The 25,308-nt window shown below is 32.2% G+C and carries 49 protein-coding genes; all 49 read right to left on the bottom strand.

Annotated elements, in window-relative coordinates; genetic code table 4:
* Positions 1-3: 3 nt before the first annotated feature.
* The 49 genes from A6V39_RS00665 to A6V39_RS00425 all read right to left on the bottom strand — a co-directional run bounded on the left by A6V39_RS00665 (position 4) and on the right by A6V39_RS00425 (position 25,306).
* Positions 4-645, bottom strand: coding sequence for a hypothetical protein (locus tag A6V39_RS00665; RefSeq protein WP_187149745.1), 642 nt, complete (start codon positions 643-645; stop codon positions 4-6).
* Complete coding sequence (locus A6V39_RS00660) at positions 645-1,085, bottom strand: hypothetical protein (protein ID WP_187149744.1); 441 nt, start codon at positions 1,083-1,085, stop codon at positions 645-647. Before A6V39_RS00660 ends, A6V39_RS00665 begins: the two co-directional genes overlap by 1 nt.
* A complete protein-coding gene (locus A6V39_RS00655; RefSeq protein WP_187149743.1) occupies positions 1,075-1,737 on the bottom strand; it encodes a hypothetical protein in 663 nt (220 codons plus the stop codon). The genes A6V39_RS00660 and A6V39_RS00655 overlap by 11 nt, the downstream gene beginning before the upstream one ends.
* Complete coding sequence (locus A6V39_RS00650; protein ID WP_187149742.1) at positions 1,737-2,192, bottom strand: hypothetical protein; 456 nt, start codon at positions 2,190-2,192, stop codon at positions 1,737-1,739. Before A6V39_RS00650 ends, A6V39_RS00655 begins: the two co-directional genes overlap by 1 nt.
* A 5-nt stretch (positions 2,193-2,197) precedes the next feature.
* The gene (locus tag A6V39_RS00645) at positions 2,198-2,896 is read right to left on the bottom strand and encodes a hypothetical protein (protein ID WP_187149741.1); all 699 of its coding nucleotides are present in this window, start codon (positions 2,894-2,896) and stop codon (positions 2,198-2,200) included.
* A gap of 21 nt (positions 2,897-2,917) precedes the next feature.
* Positions 2,918-3,541 (bottom strand): hypothetical protein, encoded by a 624-nt coding sequence (locus tag A6V39_RS00640; RefSeq protein ID WP_187149740.1) that lies wholly within the window; start codon positions 3,539-3,541, stop codon positions 2,918-2,920.
* Positions 3,542-3,937 carry a hypothetical protein gene (locus A6V39_RS00635; RefSeq protein ID WP_187149739.1) on the bottom strand — a complete coding sequence of 132 codons (396 nt, stop codon included), beginning with the start codon at positions 3,935-3,937 and terminating at the stop codon, positions 3,542-3,544. It lies immediately after the preceding gene.
* Positions 3,937-4,275, bottom strand: coding sequence for a hypothetical protein (locus tag A6V39_RS00630; RefSeq protein ID WP_187149738.1), 339 nt, complete (start codon positions 4,273-4,275; stop codon positions 3,937-3,939). The genes A6V39_RS00635 and A6V39_RS00630 overlap by 1 nt, the downstream gene beginning before the upstream one ends.
* A 43-nt stretch (positions 4,276-4,318) precedes the next feature.
* Positions 4,319-4,750 (bottom strand): hypothetical protein, encoded by a 432-nt coding sequence (locus tag A6V39_RS00625; protein WP_187149737.1) that lies wholly within the window; start codon positions 4,748-4,750, stop codon positions 4,319-4,321.
* A 112-nt stretch (positions 4,751-4,862) separates the two neighbouring features.
* Positions 4,863-5,150: a DUF31 family putative serine protease gene (locus tag A6V39_RS00620; RefSeq protein ID WP_187149736.1), complete on the bottom strand. Its 288-nt coding sequence runs from the start codon at positions 5,148-5,150 to the stop codon at positions 4,863-4,865.
* The gene (locus A6V39_RS00615) at positions 5,104-5,259 is read right to left on the bottom strand and encodes a hypothetical protein (protein WP_187149735.1); all 156 of its coding nucleotides are present in this window, start codon (positions 5,257-5,259) and stop codon (positions 5,104-5,106) included. Before A6V39_RS00615 ends, A6V39_RS00620 begins: the two co-directional genes overlap by 47 nt.
* Positions 5,260-5,320: 61 nt before the next feature.
* Positions 5,321-5,998, bottom strand: coding sequence for a hypothetical protein (locus tag A6V39_RS00610; protein WP_187149734.1), 678 nt, complete (start codon positions 5,996-5,998; stop codon positions 5,321-5,323).
* A gap of 6 nt (positions 5,999-6,004) precedes the next feature.
* Positions 6,005-6,598 (bottom strand): hypothetical protein, encoded by a 594-nt coding sequence (locus tag A6V39_RS00605; RefSeq protein WP_187149733.1) that lies wholly within the window; start codon positions 6,596-6,598, stop codon positions 6,005-6,007.
* Positions 6,599-6,608: 10 nt separating this feature from the next.
* Positions 6,609-7,070: a hypothetical protein gene (locus A6V39_RS00600; RefSeq protein WP_187149732.1), complete on the bottom strand. Its 462-nt coding sequence runs from the start codon at positions 7,068-7,070 to the stop codon at positions 6,609-6,611.
* Between the two features lie 9 nt (positions 7,071-7,079).
* Positions 7,080-7,712: a hypothetical protein gene (locus A6V39_RS00595; RefSeq protein ID WP_187149731.1), complete on the bottom strand. Its 633-nt coding sequence runs from the start codon at positions 7,710-7,712 to the stop codon at positions 7,080-7,082.
* Positions 7,712-8,317: a hypothetical protein gene (locus A6V39_RS00590; protein WP_187149730.1), complete on the bottom strand. Its 606-nt coding sequence runs from the start codon at positions 8,315-8,317 to the stop codon at positions 7,712-7,714. Before A6V39_RS00590 ends, A6V39_RS00595 begins: the two co-directional genes overlap by 1 nt.
* 2 nt (positions 8,318-8,319) lie before the next feature.
* Positions 8,320-8,898 carry a hypothetical protein gene (locus A6V39_RS00585; RefSeq protein ID WP_187149729.1) on the bottom strand — a complete coding sequence of 193 codons (579 nt, stop codon included), beginning with the start codon at positions 8,896-8,898 and terminating at the stop codon, positions 8,320-8,322.
* A gap of 3 nt (positions 8,899-8,901) precedes the next feature.
* Positions 8,902-9,351 (bottom strand): hypothetical protein, encoded by a 450-nt coding sequence (locus A6V39_RS00580; RefSeq protein WP_187149728.1) that lies wholly within the window; start codon positions 9,349-9,351, stop codon positions 8,902-8,904.
* Positions 9,351-9,989, bottom strand: a complete 639-nt coding sequence (locus A6V39_RS00575) for a hypothetical protein (protein ID WP_187149727.1) — start codon at positions 9,987-9,989, stop codon at positions 9,351-9,353. Before A6V39_RS00575 ends, A6V39_RS00580 begins: the two co-directional genes overlap by 1 nt.
* 12 nt (positions 9,990-10,001) lie before the next feature.
* The gene (locus A6V39_RS00570) at positions 10,002-10,505 is read right to left on the bottom strand and encodes a hypothetical protein (protein WP_187149726.1); all 504 of its coding nucleotides are present in this window, start codon (positions 10,503-10,505) and stop codon (positions 10,002-10,004) included.
* A 33-nt stretch (positions 10,506-10,538) separates the two neighbouring features.
* Positions 10,539-10,886 carry a hypothetical protein gene (locus tag A6V39_RS00565; protein ID WP_187149725.1) on the bottom strand — a complete coding sequence of 116 codons (348 nt, stop codon included), beginning with the start codon at positions 10,884-10,886 and terminating at the stop codon, positions 10,539-10,541.
* A gap of 17 nt (positions 10,887-10,903) precedes the next feature.
* Positions 10,904-11,152, bottom strand: coding sequence for a hypothetical protein (locus A6V39_RS00560; protein WP_187149724.1), 249 nt, complete (start codon positions 11,150-11,152; stop codon positions 10,904-10,906).
* A 3-nt stretch (positions 11,153-11,155) separates the two neighbouring features.
* On the bottom strand, positions 11,156-11,668 hold the full coding sequence (locus A6V39_RS00555) for a hypothetical protein (protein WP_187149723.1): 513 nt from the start codon (positions 11,666-11,668) through the stop codon (positions 11,156-11,158).
* Complete coding sequence (locus tag A6V39_RS00550) at positions 11,669-11,953, bottom strand: hypothetical protein (RefSeq protein ID WP_187149722.1); 285 nt, start codon at positions 11,951-11,953, stop codon at positions 11,669-11,671.
* A gap of 4 nt (positions 11,954-11,957) precedes the next feature.
* Positions 11,958-12,485: a hypothetical protein gene (locus tag A6V39_RS00545; RefSeq protein ID WP_187149721.1), complete on the bottom strand. Its 528-nt coding sequence runs from the start codon at positions 12,483-12,485 to the stop codon at positions 11,958-11,960.
* Complete coding sequence (locus A6V39_RS00540; RefSeq protein ID WP_187149720.1) at positions 12,485-12,667, bottom strand: hypothetical protein; 183 nt, start codon at positions 12,665-12,667, stop codon at positions 12,485-12,487. Before A6V39_RS00540 ends, A6V39_RS00545 begins: the two co-directional genes overlap by 1 nt.
* A gap of 468 nt (positions 12,668-13,135) precedes the next feature.
* Positions 13,136-13,549 carry a hypothetical protein gene (locus A6V39_RS00535; RefSeq protein ID WP_187149719.1) on the bottom strand — a complete coding sequence of 138 codons (414 nt, stop codon included), beginning with the start codon at positions 13,547-13,549 and terminating at the stop codon, positions 13,136-13,138.
* A gap of 3 nt (positions 13,550-13,552) precedes the next feature.
* On the bottom strand, positions 13,553-14,026 hold the full coding sequence (locus A6V39_RS00530) for a hypothetical protein (RefSeq protein WP_187149718.1): 474 nt from the start codon (positions 14,024-14,026) through the stop codon (positions 13,553-13,555).
* Complete coding sequence (locus tag A6V39_RS00525) at positions 14,026-14,340, bottom strand: hypothetical protein (protein WP_187149717.1); 315 nt, start codon at positions 14,338-14,340, stop codon at positions 14,026-14,028. Before A6V39_RS00525 ends, A6V39_RS00530 begins: the two co-directional genes overlap by 1 nt.
* A gap of 6 nt (positions 14,341-14,346) precedes the next feature.
* Complete coding sequence (locus A6V39_RS00520; protein WP_187149716.1) at positions 14,347-14,967, bottom strand: hypothetical protein; 621 nt, start codon at positions 14,965-14,967, stop codon at positions 14,347-14,349.
* Positions 14,967-15,380, bottom strand: a complete 414-nt coding sequence (locus tag A6V39_RS00515) for a hypothetical protein (protein ID WP_187149715.1) — start codon at positions 15,378-15,380, stop codon at positions 14,967-14,969. The genes A6V39_RS00520 and A6V39_RS00515 overlap by 1 nt, the downstream gene beginning before the upstream one ends.
* 9 nt (positions 15,381-15,389) lie before the next feature.
* Complete coding sequence (locus A6V39_RS00510; protein ID WP_187149714.1) at positions 15,390-15,683, bottom strand: hypothetical protein; 294 nt, start codon at positions 15,681-15,683, stop codon at positions 15,390-15,392.
* Positions 15,683-16,309 (bottom strand): hypothetical protein, encoded by a 627-nt coding sequence (locus A6V39_RS00505; protein ID WP_187149713.1) that lies wholly within the window; start codon positions 16,307-16,309, stop codon positions 15,683-15,685. Before A6V39_RS00505 ends, A6V39_RS00510 begins: the two co-directional genes overlap by 1 nt.
* Before the next feature lie 7 nt (positions 16,310-16,316).
* Entirely contained in the window at positions 16,317-16,721 is a 405-nt protein-coding gene (locus tag A6V39_RS00500; RefSeq protein WP_187149712.1) for a hypothetical protein, read from the bottom strand.
* Between the two features lie 3 nt (positions 16,722-16,724).
* Positions 16,725-17,351, bottom strand: coding sequence for a hypothetical protein (locus A6V39_RS00495; RefSeq protein WP_187149711.1), 627 nt, complete (start codon positions 17,349-17,351; stop codon positions 16,725-16,727).
* A 37-nt stretch (positions 17,352-17,388) separates the two neighbouring features.
* Positions 17,389-17,748 carry a hypothetical protein gene (locus A6V39_RS00490; protein WP_187149710.1) on the bottom strand — a complete coding sequence of 120 codons (360 nt, stop codon included), beginning with the start codon at positions 17,746-17,748 and terminating at the stop codon, positions 17,389-17,391.
* Positions 17,748-18,464 carry a hypothetical protein gene (locus A6V39_RS00485; protein ID WP_187149709.1) on the bottom strand — a complete coding sequence of 239 codons (717 nt, stop codon included), beginning with the start codon at positions 18,462-18,464 and terminating at the stop codon, positions 17,748-17,750. Before A6V39_RS00485 ends, A6V39_RS00490 begins: the two co-directional genes overlap by 1 nt.
* Positions 18,457-19,095 carry a hypothetical protein gene (locus A6V39_RS00480; protein WP_187149708.1) on the bottom strand — a complete coding sequence of 213 codons (639 nt, stop codon included), beginning with the start codon at positions 19,093-19,095 and terminating at the stop codon, positions 18,457-18,459. The genes A6V39_RS00485 and A6V39_RS00480 overlap by 8 nt, the downstream gene beginning before the upstream one ends.
* Positions 19,096-19,110: 15 nt before the next feature.
* Positions 19,111-19,530: a hypothetical protein gene (locus A6V39_RS00475; RefSeq protein ID WP_187149707.1), complete on the bottom strand. Its 420-nt coding sequence runs from the start codon at positions 19,528-19,530 to the stop codon at positions 19,111-19,113.
* 45 nt (positions 19,531-19,575) lie between these two features.
* Positions 19,576-19,848 (bottom strand): hypothetical protein, encoded by a 273-nt coding sequence (locus tag A6V39_RS00470; RefSeq protein ID WP_187149706.1) that lies wholly within the window; start codon positions 19,846-19,848, stop codon positions 19,576-19,578.
* Between the two features lie 42 nt (positions 19,849-19,890).
* Entirely contained in the window at positions 19,891-20,145 is a 255-nt protein-coding gene (locus A6V39_RS00465) for a hypothetical protein (protein ID WP_187149705.1), read from the bottom strand.
* A 204-nt stretch (positions 20,146-20,349) separates the two neighbouring features.
* The gene (locus tag A6V39_RS00460) at positions 20,350-20,589 is read right to left on the bottom strand and encodes a hypothetical protein (RefSeq protein WP_187149704.1); all 240 of its coding nucleotides are present in this window, start codon (positions 20,587-20,589) and stop codon (positions 20,350-20,352) included.
* Positions 20,579-21,259, bottom strand: coding sequence for a hypothetical protein (locus tag A6V39_RS00455; protein ID WP_187149703.1), 681 nt, complete (start codon positions 21,257-21,259; stop codon positions 20,579-20,581). Before A6V39_RS00455 ends, A6V39_RS00460 begins: the two co-directional genes overlap by 11 nt.
* Positions 21,260-21,262: 3 nt before the next feature.
* The gene (locus A6V39_RS00450; RefSeq protein WP_187149702.1) at positions 21,263-21,937 is read right to left on the bottom strand and encodes a hypothetical protein; all 675 of its coding nucleotides are present in this window, start codon (positions 21,935-21,937) and stop codon (positions 21,263-21,265) included.
* 33 nt (positions 21,938-21,970) lie between these two features.
* Positions 21,971-22,642, bottom strand: a complete 672-nt coding sequence (locus A6V39_RS00445; RefSeq protein ID WP_187149701.1) for a hypothetical protein — start codon at positions 22,640-22,642, stop codon at positions 21,971-21,973.
* Positions 22,643-22,772: 130 nt separating this feature from the next.
* On the bottom strand, positions 22,773-23,438 hold the full coding sequence (locus A6V39_RS00440; protein WP_187149700.1) for a hypothetical protein: 666 nt from the start codon (positions 23,436-23,438) through the stop codon (positions 22,773-22,775).
* Positions 23,439-24,176, bottom strand: a complete 738-nt coding sequence (locus tag A6V39_RS00435) for a hypothetical protein (protein ID WP_187149699.1) — start codon at positions 24,174-24,176, stop codon at positions 23,439-23,441.
* Positions 24,176-24,712: a hypothetical protein gene (locus A6V39_RS00430; RefSeq protein WP_187149698.1), complete on the bottom strand. Its 537-nt coding sequence runs from the start codon at positions 24,710-24,712 to the stop codon at positions 24,176-24,178. Before A6V39_RS00430 ends, A6V39_RS00435 begins: the two co-directional genes overlap by 1 nt.
* An 84-nt stretch (positions 24,713-24,796) precedes the next feature.
* Positions 24,797-25,306, bottom strand: coding sequence for a hypothetical protein (locus A6V39_RS00425; protein WP_187149697.1), 510 nt, complete (start codon positions 25,304-25,306; stop codon positions 24,797-24,799).
* Between the last annotated feature and the right edge of the window lie 2 nt (positions 25,307-25,308).

Here is a 25,308-nt window from a genome sequence, read left to right as displayed (position 1 = left end):
TGCTTACTCTTCTAAGCAACGTGTATCAACTTTAGTTCAAATTGAATCTATAGAGTTTTCTGATAATTGTTTATCTATATGATCATTACATCAATCTTGAAGAGCTTTAGTTGCGCTTTGTGTTGTTGAACTATCCAATCGTTCAATTGATGAATTTTTTGTTTTCAAATCATTTATTAGTTTTTGGTTTCCGCCAGTATTGCCTGTACTAATTTTTGTTAGTCTTGCTCCTCAATCTGTAACTAACTTCTTGCCTTTTTTGAGATACTTTTCTTTGATGGTTAAAGGCGGTTTAGTACAATATTTTTTAGCTTTTGTTATTAAATCCTTAGCTTTAGGATCGTTTAGAGGTGTGTTTAGGTTTTTGTCGCATCATTTTTTTAGTTCTTCTCCACCTTCTTGTAATGAACTACCAGAATTTATTACTTTTTCGCTAGTTGATATTAAATCTGTTAGTGTTTTTTCATCTTTGAATTCTTTAAAAACTTTTTGATAGTCTTCTTTTTCACTAATTAGTGTTTCACCTTCTGAAACTATTCTGTGTCCTATTGTCCTATCTTGTGCTAAGAAATAAACTCCCACACTGCCACCAGCAAGAGTTGTTGTTCCCGCTCCAACCATTAAAGCCTGTTTAGGTATTGCCATTAATCTTGAGTAGCTAATATTTTTGATTTTTTATTACATCAATTTCTTGCAGTTACTTTATCAGTTTCAAAATTGATGGTTTTTTCAAACATTTTTTTACACTCAGCCTTTAAGGCTTTAATGTTGGCGGTATTGTTTGTCGGAGGAGTTCCGGCAACTATATTGATATTTGCTATTTTTGGAACAGCCGTAAAGTCTTGTTTAAGATGTTTTTCAACTAATTTACCTCATTCAGTATCGTGTTCAGAATTAGCAGGATCAGTATTTAGAGCTTCAAAGTCAGCGCCTGTCAATTCTTGTAATAATGTTTTTGCAACTACATTTACTTTGGTATCTTTATTGTTTTCATTAGATTTCATAAGATAATAAGTGCCTGTTGCAATACCTCCACCAAGTACAGTAGTGCCAGCTACTGCTGAAACAATAAATTTAGCCGTCATTTTTTTGGGTAGTTGTGGATGTTTCGAAACAACGTTTTTCTAATTTAGCTCAAATTGCATCAGTCTCTGGGCTAATTAATCTTTTCGAATTATTTCCTTTACATCAATCTTCAAGAGCTTTAATAACTGCTTGTGTGTCAGAAATATCTAAGCCCGTAACTTTGTCATTTATTTTTTTAAGTTCTCCCACTAACTCTGTGTCCACATTTGGTTTCTTTAACGCTTCCAATTTCTCATTCCATTTAGTTACTCATTTCTTTCCTAATTTACTTATTTTCTCCCCAATTGTTAAAGGCGGCTTAGAGCAATATTTCTTTACTTTATCTAATAATGTTTGGGCATTTTCTTTTGGAATATTGAGCTTTAGATTATTATCACATCAAACTTTCAAAGAATTACCACCTTTTCTTGCATCTCAAGTATCGTATGTATTATCTCCATTCTTAATTAAATTTATTAATTCTGGGTCTTTCTTAGTTTCTTTAAATGAAACTCAATATTCCTCATCTGTACTAATTAATTTAATTCCCTCTGAATTTAATTTATCTCTTATTGTTGTTTTGTTTTGTTGAAAATAGTAAATACCAGCACTACCTCCTGCAATAGCTGTAGCTCCTATTCCAATAAAGGCAAGTTGTTTAGTTCCTAACATTATGCTCTAGGCAAACTACCTTCAGTTGCTTTAGGAATTAAAGCAGATTTCTTGTTACATCAATTTCTGGCCATTTCTTTATCTTTATCAACAATATTTTCACTTTTTTGTAGTAATGTTTTGCAGGCGTTTTTCAATGCAAGAATATTATCTGCAGTCTTGCCATCACCCGCCGTAATTGGGGTAGCTAAATTAATTTTTTTTATATTTCCAGGATTAAGATATTTTTTTATTAACTCTCCTCATTCTTTATCGTGTTCCGGATTATCGGTAGCGGTATTTAACTTTTCAAAATCATCTCCCGCCAGTTCTTGTAGTAATGACTTAGGAGTTACTACTTTTATTTCTGTATCTTTATTGTCTTCATTAGTTCGTAAAAGATAATAACTACCTGTTGCTACTCCTCCAATAGTACCTACTCCAGCAATAGCGGTCAATATAGGTTTAAGTGCCATTTATTTTAAATGTCTCCAGCCGGTTTAGGAGCTTCGAAACAGCGCTTTTCTACTTTTCCAAAAATTTCATCATTTGCATCTTCAATTATTTTGGTAGTAGATTTATTATCGCATCATGTCTTAAGTGCTTGTGATGCCTCTTCTTCAGTTGGTTTATCTAGTGCAACTACTTTAGGGTTTATTACTGCCAATTCTTGTTGTAATTTTGTTGCATCATCTGTAGTTTTCAAAGAAGTTAATCTTTCTTTTCATTGGGTTACTAATTGTTTTCCTTGTTGCTTTAATTTTTCTACTATTGTTGCTGGTCTATCTAAACAATAATCTTTAACTTTTTCAATTAAATCATCAACACCATCTTGAGATAAAGGGGCAATTAAATTTTTGTTACATCATGATTTAACAGCATTACCACCCTCTGACAAAGAAGACTTATCTGTAACATTGTTCTCGCTATTCTTTATTGCTGCAATAAACTCAGGAGTTTTCTTTAATTCTTTGAAAGCCAACTGGTAACCTTCTTCTGATTTAATTAAATTTATTTTTTGATTAGTTAATCTATCTGCAATTGTTTTCTCTTTGTTTTCAGTATCGTCTTTATTATCTGTAGTTGTTAATGACTTGTAGACTTGTTGAATTGCAACTCCAGTACCACCAATGCCAATCAATCCTGCTGCAGATTTAACTGCCAAAGATTTAATTTCCATCTAGTAAGCTTTAAGCATTAATTAAACACAAAGATTTACTATTTCTTTGTATTTCTCTAGGTAAGTATCGGGTTCTAATTCAGCAGGTTTCTGATTATTGCATCATTTTTCTAAAGCGGCTTTTCCCTTCGTAGTATCATTTACATCAGATAAGCCAGTTTCAACTTCTCTTAGTTTATCTATCAGGCCTGGAGTAGTTTTGACTTGGCCATGCTTATTTTCTCAATTTGTTGTAAATGTTTTGTTATCTTTCTTTAGTTTTGCCTCTATAGTTAAAGGGGGAACAACACATAATTTCTTAACTTTTTCTGAGTCCTCTGTATTGCTTATTGGTTTTTGATAAGCTCCCGTACATCAAGTCTTTAAAGTATTTGCATTAGTAGCAATAGGATTAGATCCCTTTACATCTGGATCGTCTTTATTTTCATTTCAAGCTATTTTTCAAAATTTATCTTCAGCATTCGTGGCTATTAATTCAATTCCTGCAGTCTTTAATTTATCACCTATTTTTTCTTCTTGGTTTTCGACACTATCTTTATTATCTTGAGTGGCTGACGTTTTGTAGCTTTGCTGAATTGCAAAACCAGCTCCCCCTGCAACTGCACTAACTCCTAAGCCAGCAATGGCAATTTGTTTAGGACCCATCTATTCAGTAATATTTTTCTTAGTACACCAATTAATGGCATTTGTCTTATGTTTTTCATAATCCTTATCTTTACGTGTCTTTTTGAATAATTCTTCACATTTTGTTCTAAGTTGTGCAATTCCTGGATGTGGATTTTTGGCAGGACTAGTGTTTGCTTCAATATTTAAGTCTGCTATTTTTCCAATCTTACTTACTTCCCCTGTATTAGTGTATTTAGCTACTAATTTTTCTCAAGAACTGTCATCAGCTTTAGTATCTAATGGCTTATGTTCTCCTCTCTTTAGATCTTCTTTTAGGTTTTTAGGTTGAGATAGAGCATAAGTAATGCCGGCAGTGCCGCCTATTACTCCCGTACCCAAAGTAGCATCTATTCCAATCTTTAAAGCTGTTGTCATTATGATTTATTATTTCAACCTTTTGCCTTTAATCAAGTGTTCTTATTAAAGGTTTCTACTTGTTGCTTATAGGAGGTTCTTTGTCCTTCAATACCTCCTAGAATTAAATCGTATGGTGGAGTTTTAAATTCATCACTAACAAAACCAGTAGATCTAAATGGAGCTATTCAGGAGTGGGGAGCATTAGTTGCAACAACAGAAATAATACCTACAGCATCTCCATTTGAGTCTGTAAATATGCCCCCAGAGGAACCTTGACCTAAAGCAATATTCTTTAATTTGTAGAAGTGACCTGCTTCTCTATATTGTTTACTATTTCACACTAAACCACCTTTCATTACTTGTTTAGCCTCTACAAATCCTCTTAGATATTTCTTATTTTTATCTCATCAGTCTTATGATTTGTCTACTAATTGACCCCGCTATAGCATTTGGTTCATCAAAGTTTGTAGAGTAGTTTCATTTATCGCCTTTTTTGTAAGGATAGGCTAAGTGATAGAAGTTTTCAGTTAGGTTGTCTAGTTCTTCTTTAGAGTATTTTGCCTCTAAAGGTTTATTGAATAAGTTAATAGCATTATTAGACTTAAGAGTGTATTTATTGGCAAAGCCACCAGTAGCTTTTCTTTCACTTTCTTCACTATTAAATTCAAGTTCTAGAACTGCGAGGTCTAAGAAGTGATCATAATTTATTTCTCTTTTTTCTAAGTAATTAAAGGCAGCATAGAATAGTCTAGGTTCTTTCATTTTTCCTGTAGCAACAGCACCATAATCATCTTTTTCTTTTGCGCCTCAGGCTTGTTGTGAAATATTCATATCTAAGTAACCATATCAATCAGTAGATTGACATGTAGCATGAGAACTATCTCATAGAGAAAGATGTGAATGATCTACATCTCTATATTTGTGTCTTAGATATCTAGTTTCTCTATCAGATATTGGAAGTATTTGTGGAGAATCTAAATTTAGTTAGAACATGTGCATTGGCAGCCATATATCAAGTAGTTGGACAGCCTCCATTTTTAGGTATTTCATAATCTAATACTCATCCAGCTCCTTTACCACAAGGAGAGAATATTCTGAATGAATAGTCATTCATTCTTGCAAAAGCTTTCCTAGCTTTTTCTCTTATTTTGGCTTTCTTTTCTTCTTCCTGATTATCTACTTCTTTAGATGTTACTAGAGTTGGAAGGAATATTTTCTTGAGGAAAATCAACTTTATCTAATTCTGAAACAGTTACTTCTTCTGGTCAAAAATGAATTCCAATTATTGCACTTCCTACGGTTAGGAATGTTAAGCCAATGGCTTTAGTACGTACACTCATAAAAAGAATAAGTGAAGCTGTTTCTTATAGATTTATTTTTTTTGTATATGAATAACCTTAATTAGTTTTTGTCTGCACATCAGGTTTTGAATTTTTTTAAGAGATCTTCAAAATTTTCTTCATGACTTTTCTTTGTTTTGATTTCGTTACACTTATTTTTGATATTTGTGTAGTCACTTGTTTCTGCTTGTTCTTTATTGTTAGTCAAACTTAATCCATCAATCTTTAAAGTATCGGTATCTAATTTCTTGTAATTCTTTATTTTCTTTTCTCAAGAACTATTGTCCGAAGAAACATTGTTATCTGTTTTCAAAATAACAAAACTTCGTTTAGTTAATAAACTAGAAATATCTATTGGAACAACACATCATTTTTTTATTTTTTCATAATCATTAACATTTTCTGAATTTAAAGCATCACTGCAAATTCTTTGTAGTCTTTCTTTTGCATCTGATTCGCTACCAGTAAGATTGTTAAACTTTAAGGATTCTTGTTTACTTGTTACTGTTCTATAGCTACTTAATATATTTGTCCATTTTTGATCATTAGTAGATTCAAATCCTAATACTTCGTACTTATCTTCGTTTAATTTATCTTTATTTTTCTTACTATTATCATTCTTGTTCTTTGCGGCAGAAGTATCTTGGCTTGTTAATGCTTTGTAACTTTGATGAGCCGCTAATCCAAGGCCGCCAGCACCAACTAAAGCAATAGATGTTTTAATTATTAATGTCTTCATAATCAATTATCCAGTTGTACATCATTTAACAACTGTGTTGTAAATAGTTTCATTATCTTCAATTTCTTTTCCTAAAGTATCTGTACATCAATCCTTTATTTGTTTTTCGGTAGCTTTTGTTTTATCGCTTATTGTCGGAATAGTAAGGTTTTCTATATTTCCTTTTTTGTATGTATTAGCCTTCGTATCCCATCCACTATCTGTTAATACTGTTTTTGAATTTTTCTTTAACTTTTCTTGGTTAGTTGGTTTAGTGCAAATTTGGATAGCTATTGAATAATTACTTTCATCTTTTTTTGAAACTTCAAACTCCTTGTCTAAGTTATCTGTACACCATGTCTTTAAACCTTCTGCATCTTCAGGCGTAAGAGTTATCTTTTTTAATGACCTTATAGAATTAGTATATGTGATTAATTTAATGTCTCAAGTTGTTGAATCTTTATTTAAAGGAGTTCTGTTTGCTGAAGTTATTAGTTTTCTCAAAGTAGTTTTTTCTGGAGCAGGAACACTAGGGTTTAAAGCATAATTTATCCCTACAGCTCCACCAACAATACCTACACTAGCCACCGCCATTCCAACTAATTTAGGTGTTGAAAGCATAAATATTTATTTATCCTGCACTTCCAGGCTCTGGATTGCCCTGTCTTATATTAGGTTTGGGTGTTTGTTTTTCAGCACAAAAATTCTTGGCATTTTCAATAGTTTTATTCTCGGTTTGTTTTTCTTTTTCTAAATCAAGTAATGCTATACATCAATTTTTCAATTCTTTTCCTCCTTCCGTGTTAGCTTGACTTTTTGCAACCACAAAACTATTTCCTTTAAATTCTTTCAAAGCTTTTGCAAAAGCCTCTAACTTATCTCCGTCTCTAAAGGATTCAAATTTAGTTTGTCATTCACTTTCATTAAGACTAAATATTGTGTATCCTTCCTTTATTAGTTCTTTTTCAATAGTATTTCTTATTATTACTGGTATATGTTCATTTGATAAAGCTTCAATACCATAATATCCACCTACCACTAAACCACTAGCACCTAAGGTTCCCGCTATTCCTTTAATTACTATTGGTTTCATACTTGATAATTATGTATTTGCACATCAAGATGTGAATTTAGTTAGATTTTCATCGTATTTGTCTTCATGATTCTTTTTGTTGCCTATATCTCTGCATTTATTTTTGATATCTGTTAAATGCTCTGGATTTATTGTACCAGTTGTTCCGATTGATAAATTTGAAATCTTTTTGTTAGTATCTTGTTCGCTTCTATGAAGTATTATTTTTGATTCTCAATTAGTTTGAGCACTATTAGCTATTTGTTTAATGCCTCTTTTCTCTAATATTGCTGAAACAGATATTGGTTCAACACATCATTTTTCTGCTTTTTTGTCTGTGTCTAAAGTAGTTGAAGATGATGGGTTAAGTAACTTATTGCATATTCCTTGTAATTTGCTTACAGCATCATCTTCATTACCAGTTAATTCTGCAAACTTCAATGAATTTTGAGGTGGAGTAGTAAGTGCTTTGTAACTAGCTATTATTGAGTCTCAATGAGTCTTGTTTGATGGATCATTAGTGAGTATTGTGTAATGTTTTGAAATTAATTCTTTAGTAATTTCATTTTTTGTACTTGATGGAAAAAGAGCATATCCTCCACCCGCTATCCCACCAGAAATTCCTAGTCCAATTAAACCTTTTGCTACTGGATGTATATTCATTATTGACCTTCTTTAGTACACCATTTTACTGCTAGGTTGTAAGTATCTTCGATTTCTAAAATTTCTTCATCTCAAGTCTTTTCACATCAATTTTTTATTTGCTGTGGAGTTGCTTCACTTCTATTTTTTATTTCTGTAATAACATTTGCTGTTCCTGCTGCCTTGTATTCTTCCGCTTTTCTTTCTCAATCTTGATCATCAGCTAGTGTTTTTGATTTCTTTTGTAATGTTTCTCTATTTGTTGGTCTTGTGCATAATTGTTGTGCTATTGAATAATCATTGTCATTTTTGTCTTCAGTTTCTTTTTTTGTAGCATCATCACATCATTTCTTTAATCCTTCCTCATCTTCAGTTTCAAGATTTATTTTCTTAGGAGATTTAAATAATAGCTCGTATGTGTTTAATTTGATTCCTCATAAACCATTATTAGATTGATTGTTTAAGACTGTTCTTCCGGTATTAGTTATCAAATTTCTTATGCTGGCTTTTGGCTTTTCGGCAGGAATTTTTGGTGGGAATAATGATCCAGAACCATAATAACCCCCAACAACTACACCACCAACTCCTATAGTTCCAATAATTCCTTTAACTATAGCAGGCTTCATATTTATCTCCCTTCTCTAGTACATCATTTAAGTGTTAATGGGTAAGTGTTTTTGTTTGTCTCTGTATATTCATTTTCTAAGGCACTTTGACACCATATTTCCATATTGCTTGCTATTGCATTATCATTTCCAGAAATATCTATAGATAATGCGTTATTCCCTGTAGTTTTGTAACTTTGAACCTTTTGTGTCAATTCTCTTGTTACAGCTATATTCTTATTTTCTTTTGCTAATTTTTCTTTATTTGTAGGAACCGTACATAGATCTTTGATGCTTGTGTAGTCTTTATTTTTCTCAGTAAATCCTTTTGAAAGAGATGTTTTGCATCAATCTCTTAATTTATCTCAAGTATTGCCGGCTAGTGTGGTGCTGTACTTTTGTGTGGTAGACGCAGAAGTTAAAGTATGTAGTTTGATTTCTCAAAATTCTGATTTTGCACCATAATCCAGTATTTTCTTATTTTCTTTAATTATTTGAGCTTTAATAGAGTTATCTGGCAAGAGAAAGTATGTACTAGTTGCAATACCACCCCCTATTGCAGATACACTTGTTCCTAAAATAGCAATTTGTTTTGGAGCCATAATTTAAGGAACAGAAGGTTTTGCTTCACTTCCGGCAGGTGCAGGATTTGAAATAATATTAGGTGTATTAGATATTTTTGTGGATTCTTTAATACATCAATTTTTTGCTAAATTTAAATCTGTTTCATAATTACTATCGCCTTTCTTTTTCTCAAATAAACCTTTACATGCATTTTGAAGCTTTTCAATTTCTTCATCTGTAGGTTCAGTAGCAGAAAGTGTTATTGTTAAATTTCCTATTTTTGGATTAGTGGTAGTTTTGGAATATTCTTTTACTAATTTAGTTCAAATGTCTTTGTCTTGACCTTTTTCAATTGATAGAGGTGTAAACTTATCTCTCTTTAATTCTTCTTTTAGGTTTTTAGGTTGAATGAATACAAAACAAGCATAACCTGCTCCCCCAAGAATAGGCAAGCCTATTCCGCCAATTAAGAGAGGTTTAAGAGATATCATTATTCTTTATTAAAGCATCTTGTTTGTACTTTTGAATAAATAGTATCTGCATCATTAACATTTAAATTAGTATCTTCATTTTGTTTGCATCATTGTTCCAAAGCGACCAATATGTCTGCTTTTTGGCCTGAATTATTTAGATCTTTAACTGTGTCTTTTATTTTTGCTAAATCTGCTTTGATAGATCCATCTGTGTCAGTTTTGATTGATTCAAATTTACTATCTCAATTTGTAACTGGAATGTAATTATTATTAATTAATTTAGCCTTTGCTGTTACTGGTAGTACAACACAATATTTTTTGACTTTTGTTGTTAATGCTTGTACATTCTCTTCACTTAAAGAAGATTTAATTTTTGCATTACATCAAGTCTTTAAAGCAGTTTCTCCTTCTGATAGTTCTTTATCTGCTGTTATTGCGGGAGTAAGGGTTTTGAGATCATTAATAAAATCTGCTTCACTCTTTAACTCTTTAAAGGATACTTGGTATTGAATTGATGTTTGGGCAAATTTAAATCCTTCTCTATTTAAGCTATCCTCTATTGTTTTGTCTTTTGTTAAGTAATAAACACCGGCACCACCTCCAACAACAGTAGATATGCCACCACCTATTAATAGAGCTAATTTAGCATTAGGCATATTAAAGTACTATTAACTTCTTCCTTGACCAGGATCACTTACACCTCTATCGCCTGTTCCCGGCCCGACTGGAGGCGGGACAGGAACTGATGTTAATTGATTTTTACTTGCAGGTTGAGATTTAAGTATTGGAGATTGTTCAGTACATCAGTCTGTTACATTTTTTTCAGTAACTTTAGGATCTTTAATGTTTGATATTTTTTCATCTAATAATGATTTACACTTGTTCTTTAAATAGACAAAGTTAACAGTAGTTCCTGTAGTAGTAATATTTAACCCTTCAATTCTTTTGATTTCAGTATCGTTAATGTTTATGGCTTCTTGTCCTTTATGTTTGTTAGCTAAAGTTTTTCAATTTTCATCACTATCGCTTCCGACAACATCAAGTAATTTAATATTTTTTGAAAGTAATAAGTCTTTTAAAGTTTTTGGTTGTGAATATCAATAGCCTGCACCAGCAACACCTCCTATAGTTTCAACTCCCGCAACAGAAGCAATAGCAAGTTTTGCATTCATAACTTTATCCTTCAGGCCCTAAACAACGCCTATTTATTTTTTTCAAAGTTCATTTTCTTTATCCTTAGTTAAATCAGTTTTAATGTTGTTATCACATCATATTCTTAAAGCCTCTTTAACCACATCTTCATTTGCAGCATTAATGTCTTTAATTTCTGAATTAATAGACCCTAAGTCTTTCTGAAGATCTGCATCTGCACTTGAAGATTTAAGTGTGGATAAATTTTGACTTAAGTCTTCAACTAATTTTCTTCTTTTTCTCTTCATTTTGTCTTTAATAGTAAATAGAGTCTTGACACAGTATTTTTCAACGCTTTGTAAAGTTTTTTCATTATCTTTATTTTTTGAAAGACTTAAATTAGCTTTACATCATTTCTTCAAGGCTATTCCTCCTTTGTCTATACACTATTTGAAGTAATTGCTTCTTCTCCTGTTTTGTTTATGGAATTAAGTAGAGTTATGAAGGCAGGTGTATCCTTTTCTTCTCTAAAGGCAATTTGATAATCGTCATCAGTTTTGATAAGTTTTAAATTCCTTGAAGTTAATTCATTCTCTATCGTTTTTTCTTGTAATAAGTAATAAGCACCATAACTTCCGCCAACAACAGTAGCAACACTACCGCATGTTAATGCTATCTTTAAAGACATAGATTACTGTCTTGGAGGCTGTAAGAACTCTGAACCGTTAGTACATCAATTTGTTGCTAATTGTTTATTTTTTTCGAAATCTTCAGAACCTTCTTGTTTATCAAGTAGTAATTTACATGCACCTTTGAGAGCTTTAATATTGGCAGCAGTGTTATCGGTAGATCCTTTATTTGCCTTAATGTCTGCAGATATTTTTTCTGTTTGAGCTGTGCTGCTTTCCAGAAATTTTGCAACTAATTTTCCTCAATTCTCTTTATCCTCTTCTCCATCACCTGTATTTAAAGGAGCTATGCTTTCATCTTTGAATAATTGTTGTATAGTTTTTTGTTGTTTTGGCAGTGGATTAGTTAATCTATCGTCTTGTTCAGAAGGTTTAGGTGGTATATTTCCAGCAGGAGCAATAACAGCATTAGTTTCTTCAGATGCTTTTGGTTTAAGTAAATAATAGCCACCACCTAATGTACCACCTGCAACACTAACTCCTGCCACTGCATAAAGGATTGATTTAGTAGTCATCTAACCAGCAGTGCTATCACTATGTTCTTGTTGTGGTGCTGGATTAGGTAATTGGTTGCTTAAAGAAGAAGGATTAGGGGTTGTTTCTGCAGGAGATTTAACAACAGGATCTGTTATTTTTGGAGATGTTCCTTGTGTAGTAGATGTGCTTAATGAACTATTACTTGTTGTTTGGGAGCTTTCTGGAGCTTTAGGTTTTAATAAATAATAGGTTCCAGCAACTCCACCACCAATAACAGTTGTGGCTCCTGCTCTAACTATGACTATTTGCTTAATACCGAACATAAGATTAGTGATTTTCGCTTGGTTGACTTGACCCTACTCCTGCACCGCCCGCACCTACATCAGTTCTTTGTGGTGTTCCTAGAGCGGAAGGAGAATTAGGTTGTGGGACTGCGGATGTATTTGGTTTATTTTTTTCTTTTTTAAGAATTGGAGATTCTAAAGTACATCAACTAAGTGCATTATCTTTTTTGGTTTTGAATTCTGAATCATTATTGGATATTGGTTCTTTAAATAATTCTTCACATTTTGATTTTAATTTAGCAATACCAGTATTTTCATTATCACCAATATAACTTATTGTAAGCTTGGTTATTTGGTCTTCAGGAGGTGGTGTGGTATTCTCTTTATGTTTAGCTAATAGTATCTTTCATTCTGCTTCATTCTTGGTTCCCTTTACATCAAGTAATGTTTTTCCTTCATAAGTTAAAGATTCTCCAATATTAGTTGGAGAAGATAGTCAAAAACCTATAACTCCTATACCACTTAATGTACTTACTCCAGCAACACTAATAAGAATAGCTTTTGTATTCATTATTCTTTAGGTTGCAAGCAACGTTTATCTACTTTAGCTCAAATAGTTTCCATTGTTTCGGAAGCCAATGGTGTTTCAATATTCTTTTCACATCATTTTTTAAGAGTATTAGCAACAGTTTCTTTATCTGGTGTAGTAAAGTCTGTAACTTTTGAATCTTCTTGATTTAAGTCATTTTTCAAAGAGTCATCATTTTGTGGGCCACTACTTAATGCATCTAATTTTGCATTTCAATCTGTAATTAAAGTCCTACCAATTCTAGTAAGTTTATCTTTAATTTTTGATGGAGCTTTAGTACAGTATTTTTGTGATTTTTCTATTAAGTTTTTGACATTAGTATCAGATAGGCTTGTTTCTAGAGTCTTTTCACATCATTTTCTAAATAAGTAGCTCCTTCTTGAATTTCACTTTGTGCATTAATGGTTTTTTCTTCTGTTGTGATTAATTTGGTTAATTCTTCAACATCTTTAAATGCTTTGAAGGCTACTTGATATTCTTTATCATCTGATATTAATGAATATCCTCCTCTTATTAATTTATGCTTTATTGTCTTGTCTTGTCTTGCAATAAATAGTAAGTTCCCATACTACCTCCCAAAATAGTTGTGGCTCCACCACCAATTAAAGCAATATTCTTAGTATTTAAGGCCATTATTCTTTAGCAAATTCTGATTCACTAGTACATCAATCTTTAGCATTTTGTAAATCAGTTTCAAAGTCTTCATCTTTAGTTATTTTTATTCTTAATAAACGGCTACATTGACTTTTGATTCCCGCAATGTCAGAATCAATAGGTTTTTGAGCTGCCCTAGAGGAAAAAGTTAAAGACGGAATTCTTTTGTTGCTATTTGCTGAATCTAAATGTTTTTTTATTAATATCTTTCATTTTTCGTCATCTTGAGTGTTTACTGCATTTGTATCTAGAGGCGTTAATCCTTCCTTTAATAATTTATCTCTTATGTTTTTTGGGGATTTGAGCTTTGATAAGCAATAACTTCCAACTGCTAACCCTGTAATAGCACTAACACTTCCTAAGCCTATTAATATTTTCTTTAAAGAGGACAAAAACTAACTTACACCGCTACCCGCAGGAGATATTGCCCCAGAAACTCCTAGCTGACTTATTGGTGTTGCTGGTTCTTTAAGTAAATCTGATTCTTTAGTACATCAATTTTTGGCTAATTTTTTATGTTTTTCAAAATCTGTATCTTTACCTTCTTCTTTTTTAAGTAATTCTTGACATGCATTTTTTAAAGCAGTAATGTTTGCAACATTGTTGTTATCAGTAGCCCTATTTATTGTTGCAGATATTTTTTCAATTTGATTTGTGCTATCTGCCAAAAACTTCTCAATTAGTTTTTCTCATTTATCTTTGTCTGTTTTGCTATCAGTTGTATTTAAGAGATTTAAATTATCTTCTCTTAGTAATTGTTCTATGTTTTTTGATTTTGTAGGTTTAAGTAAATAGTGACTGCCAACAGCAACTCCTCCGCTAACAGTACTAATACCAGCTACTGTTAAACCTATTGTTTTGACAGTCATTAAGCCGTAGGACCACTAGGACCTGTTTCTCCACGTGCACCGGCTTCTGGACTACCTTGTAAAGGAGGTTGTGTTACTACAGGATCTTGACCTTCTCTAGGGGCAGGTAAGCTTGTTGTAGCAGGTAAAGGTCCTTGAGGTTCAACAGGAGTATCAATTCTTTCGGTTTTTTGTGTCTGAGCTTCTGTATCTTGATTACCTGTCGATTGGGAGCTTTCAGGAGCTTTAGATTTGAAACAATAATAGCATCCGACGGATGCTCCACCTAGAGTACTAATTCCTGCAATAGTTGAAATAATCAACTTAGTAGTCATAATTAATTAAGGTTGTAAACAACGAGTTTCAACTTTCTTCCAAATTTCATCTGTCTTATCTTGTACCAATGGAGTTTTTATTTTTTGATTACATCATTTTTGTAAAGCTTTACCAGCTTTTGTATTGTCACTGTCATCAGCAATTGCGGAAGATACAATTCCTATTTCTTGATCTATATTGTTATTTCCGGATTTAAGGGTTCTGTATTTTTCTTTTCAACCATTTTCTGTTATTAATTTCTTACCTAACTTAATATATCTTGTTTCAATATCTAAAGAAGGTTTAGCGCAATATTCTTTCACTTTTGGTAATGTATTTTTGACGTTTTTTTCGGATAAATCAAGTTTCAAATTATCTTCACATCATTTCTTTAATATTCCTCAACCATTCTCTGAAGTGGTGTCTGCATTAACATTGCCTATTGTTGTTCTAAATGCTTCATTGTTTCTTCTTTCCATAAATGCCGCTTCATATTCATCTTTACCATTTATCAATGTTATTCCTTCACTTGCTAATCTATGCTCTATTGTCTTGTCTTGTAACAAATAATAGGTTCCTGCACTTCCTCCTGCAATAGCAGAAGCACCACCCCCAATTAATGCAATGTTCTTAGTACTTAAAGCCATTATTCTTTAGCAAATTCTGATTCTTTAGTACATCAATCTCTAGCATTTTGCAAATCAGTTTCAAAATCTTCCTCACTAGATACCGGAGTTGAAAGTAAACTTCTGCATTTATTTTTTATTTCTATGATGTCAGTAGGAATAGGTTTTTGATTTGCATTTGATGAAAGAGGTAAATTTTTTATTTTTTTGCTATTATTAGCTGGATCTGCATGTTTTTTCACGAGTACTGTTCATTTTGAATCGTCTTTATCGCTTACTGCATTTGTATCTAGAGGCGTTAATCCTTCCTTTAATAATTTATCTCTTATGTTTTTTGGGGATTTGAGCTTTGATAAGTAATAACTTCCAACTGCTAACCCTGTAATAGCACCAGCACTACCTAAACTTATTAATACTTTTTTTAAAGATGTCAAAACGCCAAACTATTGGGTAGGTGAAACTGTTTCAGGCTCACTATTAACCCCTGATGCGCTTATTTGAGGAGCAGATGTTGTAGCAGGTGGATCTTGTGTTGTTCTTGATCCTGCGCTTCCTTCGGGAGCTAAAGATGTTTGAAGGCTATTAGAATTAATATCTTTTGTTACTTGGCCTTTTGTACTACTTGTTGACTGGGAGCTTTCAGGAGCTTTAGATTTGAAACAATAATAGCATCCAACGGATGCTCCACCGATAGCGCTTGTCCCTATTATTGAAGCAACAACTAATTTAGTAATCACTAACTACTTAAATCCTGTAAACAACGTCCTTTTACTTTTTCTCAAATTGTATTTTCTTTATCGTTTACTAATTTAACTTCTTTTTGTTTATTACATCAATCTTCTAAGGCCTTTATTGCTGGGTTATTACCGTCCGTTCCATCTAGATTTTGAACCTTCAAGTCCTGCTTTAAATTTTCATCATTTGGGTTGGCCTTTTTGAGTGCGCTAAGTTTTGTTTCTCATCCTGTTTTCTCTATTCATTTCCTTTCAAGTTTGATATATTTTTCTCCAATATTTTCAGAAGGCTTAGCACAGTACTTTTTGACTTTAGGAAGTATATCTTTAATATTCTTTTCTGAAAGTTCCATATTTAGATGTTTCTTGCATCAAGTATTTAAGGAATTACCACCAGTATTCGCTTTATCACTAGCATTAAGGCCGGTTTCAGCAACAAAGTTTTTGAATTCTTTATTTTCCATAAATGCAATTTCATACTCATCTTGGTTACTAATTAAAGTTATCCCTTCTCTTATTAATTTATGCTCTATTGTCTTGTCTTGTGATAGTAAATAAACCCCAATACCTCCACCAGTAAGAGCAGATGCTCCTGCTCCTATAAATAAAGCTTGTTTAGGTATTGCCATTTAGTATTTATTTAAGTAATGGAGAAGCTTTGGTACATCAATTCTCTGCAATTACTTTATCATTCGCATAGTCTTTAGTTTTCTTTAATAGAGCTTGACAAGCTTTTTTCAATTTTCTAATATTTTCTGTATTGTTGTTACCAGTACCTAGACTTGCATTAACAATACCAGTAACATTAATTTTTGTTACTGTTACAGAATTATCAGTAGCAAGAAATTTAGTAACTAATTTACCCCAATCGCCATCATCAGTATTGCTAGATGTCTTTAGAGGTATTTTGTTTTCAGCAGTCAGTACTTGTTCAAGACTTTTTTCTTCAGATTTTTGACTTAAAAAATGGTAGGTACCTGCTACTGAACCGCCTAGTACACCAACTCCCGCTATAGAAGAAACAATTACTTTGGTTGACATCTCTTAGCCCTGAGAAACAGGTTTTGGTTCTATACAGCGTCTTTCCACTTTTGTTCAAATAGCATCTGTAGTTTGGTCAGATAAATCTTTTTCACTATTGCCTTTACATCAATCCCTAAGATCATTTGCAATAATATTACTGTCTTGTTTACCAAGATCTGTTGCTAAACCTTCATCAATTCGTGGTTGTTTTAGTGCACTCAATTTATTCTTTCAATTATCAACTCATTTTTTTCCTAATTTTTCAATTCTTGCACCAATAGTCATTGGTGGTTTAATGCAATATTTCTTAACTTTTTCAAATGATTTTTCTATGTTTTCTTTTGATAGGTCTAGCTTTAAATTACTTTCACATCAAATCTTTAATGCAGCTTTTCCTTTATTTACATCACCAGTTGCACTAATAGAATTATCATTTTCTTTAATTAAGTTTATGAAGTTACTATCAGATTTATGTTCTTTAAACGCAACTAGGTATTCATTATCTTTTTCGATTATTTTTTCTCCTTCCCTTATTAATTTATGCTCTATTGTCTTGTCTTGTAACAAATAATAGGTTCCTGCACTTCCTCCTGCAATAGCAGAAGCCCCACCACCAATTAAAGCAATATTCTTAATATTTAAAGCCATGATTACTTAAATTTAAAGGTTGTTAGTTAACGGGTATTTAGGCTCCAACGCCTCCAGTCCCAACTTGAGGAGAATCAACATTTCCAACAGATGTAGTTGTTGGTGATGTGGAAGTAGTTAAGCCGGAAGATGAACTACCTTCAATTGGTGCATCTTGACCTCTTAGTGGTGGTTGTATAGCACTTGGAACATCGGCAAGAGAATCTCCTTCTCTTTGGACAGGATCTGTTGTTTTTGGAGATGTTCCTTGTGTAGTAGAGGTGCTTAATGAACTACTACTTGTTGTTTGTGAGCTTTCTGGAGCTTTAGGTTTAAAACAATAATAGCATCCAACGGATGCTCCACCTAGAGCACTAACTCCCGCAATTGCTAATATTGCTTGTTTAGTTCCAAACATTAGCTAACTATTTTTGTGTTTTTGTTGCATCAGTTCTTTGCTATTTCTTTGTCACTTTCATAATCTGTAGTTTTATCTAACATTGTTTTGCATGCTTGTTTTAAAGCTTCAATATTATTTACCCTATTATTTGAAGGATCGTTTGTTTTAAGGTTAGGAATATTTATTTTTGTAATGGTGCTAGAGCCTGTTTCAAGGTGTTTATCTATAAGTTTTCCTCATGTTACATCATCTGCACCACTATCAGTATTTAGTGCTTCAAACCCTTCTGTAGACAATGCTTGTCTTAAGCTTTGTGCTACAACCGGTTTAGGTGTTGCTTCTTCTTTAAGCATTGGAGATTCTAAAGTACATCAATTCTTTGCTGCCTCTTTATTTGTTTCGTAATCTGAGCCTTTAGCTGGTTTTTTCAATAATTCTTTGCAATGATCCTTTAATTTTGTTATGTTTTCTGGTGTTTTTGAGCTGATATCTCCAATTGAAGCAATAGTAGCAATTTGAATATCTTTATCTAATTTAACTGTAACTGTTTGTCCTGTATGCTTTTCAGCTAATTTTTCCCATTGTTCTTGGTTACTTTCAGTATCTAAGATGATTATGCTTTCTGCTTGTAGAGCATCTTTAATATTGTTAGGTTGCATAAAGTAATAACCACCAACAATTGCACCCCCTAAAGTACTAACGCCAACTAAGGACGAAACAACTAATTTAGTCAATTTCTTGTTTCAAACAACGGTTATTTACCTTTGTCCAAACAGCATCATTTTTGTCCTCGGTTAATCTTGTCTTAATTTGTTTTTTGCATCAGTTTTCAAGTACTTTATGTACATCTTGAACCTCTAGACTCTCTAGATCCTTTTTGATTTTTTTTAGATCTGTTAATAATGCTCCATTATCGGAAGGGGTTTTAAGCTTGCTTAATTTATCATTTCAATTTTCAACTAATGATTTATTCCCTCTCTTTAATTTGGCTTCAATTGTTAATAAGGAGCTAGAACAGTATTTCTTTATATTTTCGGTAATTGTTTCAGAATTAGGAGTTGTTAATCTAAGTTTAAGATTGGATTCACACCATTTTTTTAAAGCTAATCCACCATCCTTTTGGGTACTACTAGCGTTAAGAGGATCATTGTCGCCTTTAATTAGATTTATGTAATTTGTTGTATCTTTAAATTCTTTGAAAGCTATTTCGTATTCATCTACGTTGTTAATTAACTCTATATTTTCTTTGTCTAATTTATCTCTTATTGTTGTCTTGTCTTGTGATAGCAAATAAACACCAGTACCTCCACCAACAACGGTTGCCACTCCTGCAAAGGATAATAAAGCTGGCTTAGTTCCTATCATTGGTTATGTCCACTTCTAAGAGTCACTTATTAATTTAGATTGCTTGTTACACCAATTAATTACAGTTACTTTATCTCCGTCATAACCTTCTGTTTTCTCTAATAAATTCTTGCAAGCTTTCTTAAATTTATCAATATTTGCAACATGATCGTCACTAGGACTTTTTTCAATTTCTCCAGTTATGGCTATTTTTGCAACTTCTACTGCCGTACTATCCGCTGTATATTTTGCTATTAATTTTTTTCATGTGTCATTATCAGTGTTTCCTTCAGTATCTAATGCTTCAAAACCGTTTGTTCCCATCACTTCTTTAAGTGTCTTGGTTTTTGGTTTTGCAACAGGTGCATCAGGTTTAAGCAAAAAATAAACTCCAGTTGCTCCACCACCAACAGTTCCTGCGGTCAGGGCAGTCAATAAAACTGGTTTAATAGCCATTAGTTTAAGTTATTAATAACAAAATAGTTGTTTAAGCTTTTAGTGTTAATCGAAACAACGTTTTTCCATTTTGTTTCAAATTTTGTCTTCGTTATCTTCAATCACTTTTCGAACAGGATTTCCTTCACATCACCTTTGGAGCACATCATATACAATTCTTTGGTCTGTTAAGTCTAGAGAAGTAGCCGCATTACTTGTCGCTTGTAAGTCTTTTTGTAATTCCGGATCATTTTGAGTTGCATTAACCTTTATTGAATCTAATTTTTCTTTTCATCTGATGGTAAAGGCTTTACCCATTTTTTCTATTTTCGCTCCCATTATCGCTAGGCGTCTTTCACAGTAATCTTTAACTTTTTTTCTTTAAAGTACTAGTACCTTTTTCGTTTTGTAGTAATTTTTTGTTTTTTCACATCAAGCCTCTAAAGCCTTTCCTCCTACAACAAATTCACTGTTTGAAGTTATGTTGTTAGTTTCGCCTTTGATGTCATTAATAAAATCGCTATTTTTTCTAAGTTCTTTGAAAACTAACTGATATTCTTCTGTTTCTTTAGCAAATTCTATATTTTCGTTATCCTCTCTTGTCTTGTAACAATAGGAGATAAGCCGCCCCTCCACCACCAATAAATGTTGTAAGACCCGAAACAGTTAATAAGACTGGTTTAACTTTAAACATTAGTTATTAGTAACTCAGATGATTTTGTACATCAATTGATAGTAGTGGTTTTTATTTTATTGAATGTATCATCTGAAGAAATAGGTGTCTTTAGTAGTTCTTTACATTTGTTTTTTAAATTTTGTTTGTTATCTTTACTATCTTGCTTAATATCTACGCCTTCAATTTTTGTTATTTTTCCTTAAACTATTAGATCCTAAGTATTTTTCAATTAATTTATCTCAATCTGCATCATCTTTAGTATCTGTTAAATCTAAAGGTTTCTTGCCTTCTCCGTTTAATATATCTTTCAAATCTTTAGCTCTAGAAAAGAAATAACCAACTATGCCAATTATTCCAGCAGTACTTACACTTATTCCTGCTAGTAATGCAAATTTAAGATTCACCTTGTTTTTCTGCACATCAAGAAGTAGCTAATTGGTATGATTTTACGAAGTCTTCTTTGAAATGTTTAGTTTCATTTAATTTTTTGCAAGCGTTTATGAATGATTTCTTTTCGGCTGTGTCAATAGTACCAGATTTACTTTTTTCAAGGGTTACTTCTGATAATTGTTTTTCTTTATTATTTTCTGATACTCTTAGGTATTCTTTTATTTTTTCATCTCATTTAGGGTCGTCTCCTGTATTTTCAGTATCCGTTGTTTTAAGAACATTAAATTTGTTTTTGATTAAGTAGTCTTCAACTTTTTGTTGTTTAACACATCATAGAACTTGATTTACTATTCCATTAGATACAGCTACTCTATATTTAACACTAAGTATTGATTCACAGGCTTTTTGTAATTCTTGTATTTTGTTTTCATCTCCTCCCTCAAAATTATTTATCTTTAATTTTTTTTGAGTTTTGATTTGTTCTGTGTAATCTTGAATTATTGCTTTTCAAGTATCGCTATCTTCACTATTACTAGTCAATATTGTAAAGTGTTTTGTTTCAATAAATTCTTTGATAGTCTTTGTCGTAAATATGTCGTATATTAGGGTTCCAGATCCTGCAATTAAACTTCCAATACCAACAAAAACTGCCGCCTTAGCTTTTGGTGCTAAATTTGATAGCATTCACTATATTGCACATCATCTCTTAGCATCTTTAAATATAGTTTCATAATGTTGTTCATATGTTTTTGTATTATGTAGTTTTTCACACTGTTGCATAAATTTTTTAATATCTGCTTCTTCTGATTTTTCAGGTCCTTTACCACCTTCTCAAGCAGGTTGAGTTATTTTATGTGTATTGTCACTCTTTATGTAGTCCTTTACTTTAGCTGTTCATTCAGTTGAATTTGGATTAGTTTTTCCATCTGCAATTTTTGTATCTAATATCGTTAAACCCTCTGCCTTTAACATTTCTGATGCTGTTTTAGGAACAACACATCATTTCTTAGCTTTGTTGTATTCAACTTCTTTGTCATCTTCAAATGTTCTTTTTTGTGTAGTTTTCTTACATAATTCTTTCAACTTAGATTTAGCATCCGGTTGTCCTGCAGGTACACTGTCTTCACCTGTAAAATCTTTAAATTTAAAAGGGCTGTCAGTTGCCGCAACTAATTTGTAATTTTTTAAAATTTCAGTCCAATATTGCTCATGATCAGCGCTATCTGTAAGTAGTATATATTCGTTTGCTTTAAGTTTGCTTTCAATACTGTCATTTGATAATAATTTATGTAAACCATATCCTCCACCGCAAACACCTCCTAGAGTACAAACTCCAATTACCCCTCTAGTTAAAGCGCTCATGATTATTGTGATCTTTTAGTAAATAAGTTAAATTTAAGACTTATTTTCTTTTGGAGCTTCTGCGCATCAAAGAGCACTTAAGGTATATGATTGTTCAAAGTTCTTGTCAAAATGTTTAATTTTGCTTAGTTTTTTACATTCTTCAATAAAGGCTGTTCTGTCTGATTCATCTACCCTTTCTAAAGAGCTATTTGTTATTTTCAGTTCTGATATCTTGTCTTCAGTATTTTCCTTAGGCAGCTGAAGATATTCCTTTATTTTTTTGTCTCACATGGGATTATCTTTATCGTACACTCTATGATCAGTTTTAAGAAGAGTGTATTTATTTTTGATTAAATAGTCAGATACTGTTTGCTGCTTAACGCATCATAAAGCTAAATCTACTAAATCTAGAGAGTCAGCTATTCTATATTTGATGCTAAGTATTTGTTTACAATGTTTTTTAAATTCTTCTACTTTACCTGTTCCACCTTCAAAATCAGGTATTTTTAGATCTGTTTGAGTTTTGATTTCTCTAGTATAGTCTTCAAGTACTTCTGCTCATTTTGCATCATCATCTATTAGTTCAAAGTTTCTTAATTTAATAATTGCTTCAACAGATTCAGTTGTTATTATGTCATGTATTAAAGTGGCAGAACCACCAACTAAACTAACTACACCAGTAACCACGGCAAATTTGGCTTTGGAGGTTAGATTTAGAAACACTTACTATTACTGAGTAGATTCTTATTTATTCAATTTACAGCAATAAAGTTTGTTTCATCTTTAATAAATAGATACTATTTGTTCTTAAAGTACAGTATTTTTTCTAAACTAGATGGGATATTTTTAGTATTTATGCCATTATTTTTTTAGGAACAGAACATCAATTTACAAATTGTTCATATTGTTTATGGTAGTTGGTATCATGTGTTTTTGTGTTCTTTATCCCTTCACACCCTCTTTTCAGAGCATCTCTTTTTCCACTTTCATCAGATGGGTTGTTCTGTGCTAAAGTAACGCCAGAAATTTGTTTGTCTGTACTTGCATTTAAGTAACTGGTTACTAAGTTATTTCATTCTGTTGGTGTTTCATTAGTGCTTGCTGTAGAATCTAAGACAGTTCTTTGTTTTTCGACCAAACTCTTAACAGTTATTGGAGTTACACAAAATTGTTCAGCGTTTTGTAAAGTAGTTTCATTATTATTTTTTGATTCAATCACTTTTGCACAAGCTTTCTTTAAACCATTAACATTGTCTTGTGTCGGCGTTCCATCGCTTGGAGTGATGACAATTGTTACATCGTTAATCTTCTTATTGCTGCTTACATAAGCTTTAACAATAGGATCTCAAGTTGCTTTATCTTGTGTATTGGTGATATCAAAATTTAGTAATGTATGTCCTTTATCCTTTAGTGCTTTTCCAATAGAGTTGTCATTCAAGAGATAATGAGCAGTAACGCCCGCGCCACCAACTAAACCTAAGCCTGCTCCTGCAGATAAAACTTTAACGGATATATTCATTTAATTATTTAAGGTAGTTTGCTTAGTACATCAATTTTTCACTATTTCTGCGTTACTTTCTAAATCTGTAGTACTATCTAGAAGTTTATCGCAAGCAGTTTGTAATGCTTTAATGTTTGCTACTTTATTCTCATTTCCAGATTTAAATCCATCTATTGTTATTTTTTGTGTTGGTTCTGAAACGGTTGAATATTTTGAAATTAAAGCTTCTCAGACTGTTTTGTCATTGCTATTATCACTCTTATCTAATGGTTCTCAGTTTTTGCCTTTAATAAATTCTTTCATATTACTTGGTTTTGCAGGTATTGTTTTTTGTGCTTGTTCAAGTACAGGAGATTCTAAAGTACATCAATTTTCAGCATTATCCACAACCGTATTAAAGCTTTCATCATTATTTATTTTTGTATCAAATAAAGATTTACATTTACTCTTTAGAACTGCAAAATCAACTTCAGCACCAGCTCTTGGATCTTGGATAGTTAAGCCTGCGATCTTATTGATGCTCTTTTCTCCTGTAATTTGAATGGGACTGTTATTCCCTTTGTATTTATTTGCTAATAGTTTTCATTGCTTATCGTTTGTATTTCCAACAACATCTAATGGTGTTTTTTCCTTATTAATAAGCAGTTCTTTAACATTACTTGGTTCTTTTTTATTAAATAAAGCAACAGCACCCGCTGCAACACCGCCCAGCGTGCTAACTCCTGCTACAGTTAGTAATAATGATTTTGAAGTCATTAAGTGTGTGAAGGTTGTGATGAATCACTTCCTCCACCAGATACAGCACCTTGTCCTACTCTAGAATTTTGAATTGAACTTCCAGTATCTGGTTTTGTTACAGCGAGTGTATCAGGTTCACTAAGCACAGGAGATTCTAAAGTACATCAATCTTCAACCCCCTTTACAAGATTTTCAAATTTTTCTCCTTTACTTATTTCAGTTTTGAATAAGTCTCTACATTTGTTCTTTAAATCTTTAAAATTGGCAGTGCCACTTGGTTGTGGATTAGCAATAGTAAAGTTCTTTATCTTATTAATTTTTGTGCCTCCTGTAAGTGTTATCGTTTCTGAATCTCCTTTGTATTTATCAACTAATTTTTTTCATTGGTCATCATTGGTATTATCTTTAATACTCAAAAGTGTTTTTCCTTTTTTGACAAGTAAATCACCTATATTCTTAGGTTGTGAAGAAAAGTAAGCTATTGTTCCGCCGGCACCACCAACCACAGCTGTAAGACCTCCACCAATTAATAGAACTTGTTTGGGACTAGCCATTATTTAAATGGTTTCATTTATAGTTTTAAAGTTCAACAAGAATAGAGATTATGTACATTAAACTTTAGCAATTTTTATAGATTATTATCCAAGGCCATTTTGTGTTGTTGTTCTAGAGGTTGAAACAACTGGATCTGCACTACCTTGGCCAGAGGAGCTACCAGAATTTCCTGAAGGATTTGCAGTTGCTTTATTGGCTTCTTCAATTATTGGAGATTCTAAAGTACATCAATTGGTTGCTTTTTCTTTTTTGGCTTTGAACTCATCATCGTTCTTAGATATTGGTTCTTTGAAGAGTGTTTCACATTCTTGCTTTAACTTAGTAATGCCTGCACTTTCATTATTTCCTATATCTGTTGATAATAATTTTGCTATTTTTGATTCTGCTTGCGGTACAGTTTCTAATTTATGTTTTGTATAGAGTATTTTTCATTCTTTTTCATTAGTGTTACCTTTAGTATCAAGTAAGGTTTTTCCAATTGAAGTCAGGTATTCACCTATATTTTTAGGTTGTGTAAATCAAAAACCTGCAACACCTATACCACTTAATGTGCCTATTCCACCAATACTAATAAGTGCAGTTTTGGTATTCATTT

It is taken from the genome of Candidatus Mycoplasma haematobovis (assembly GCF_001645765.1).
GTDB classification, from domain to species: domain Bacteria; phylum Bacillota_I; class Bacilli_A; order Mycoplasmatales; family Mycoplasmoidaceae; genus Eperythrozoon_B; species Eperythrozoon_B haematobovis.
This window is presented reverse-complemented; position numbering and strand designations above follow the sequence as displayed.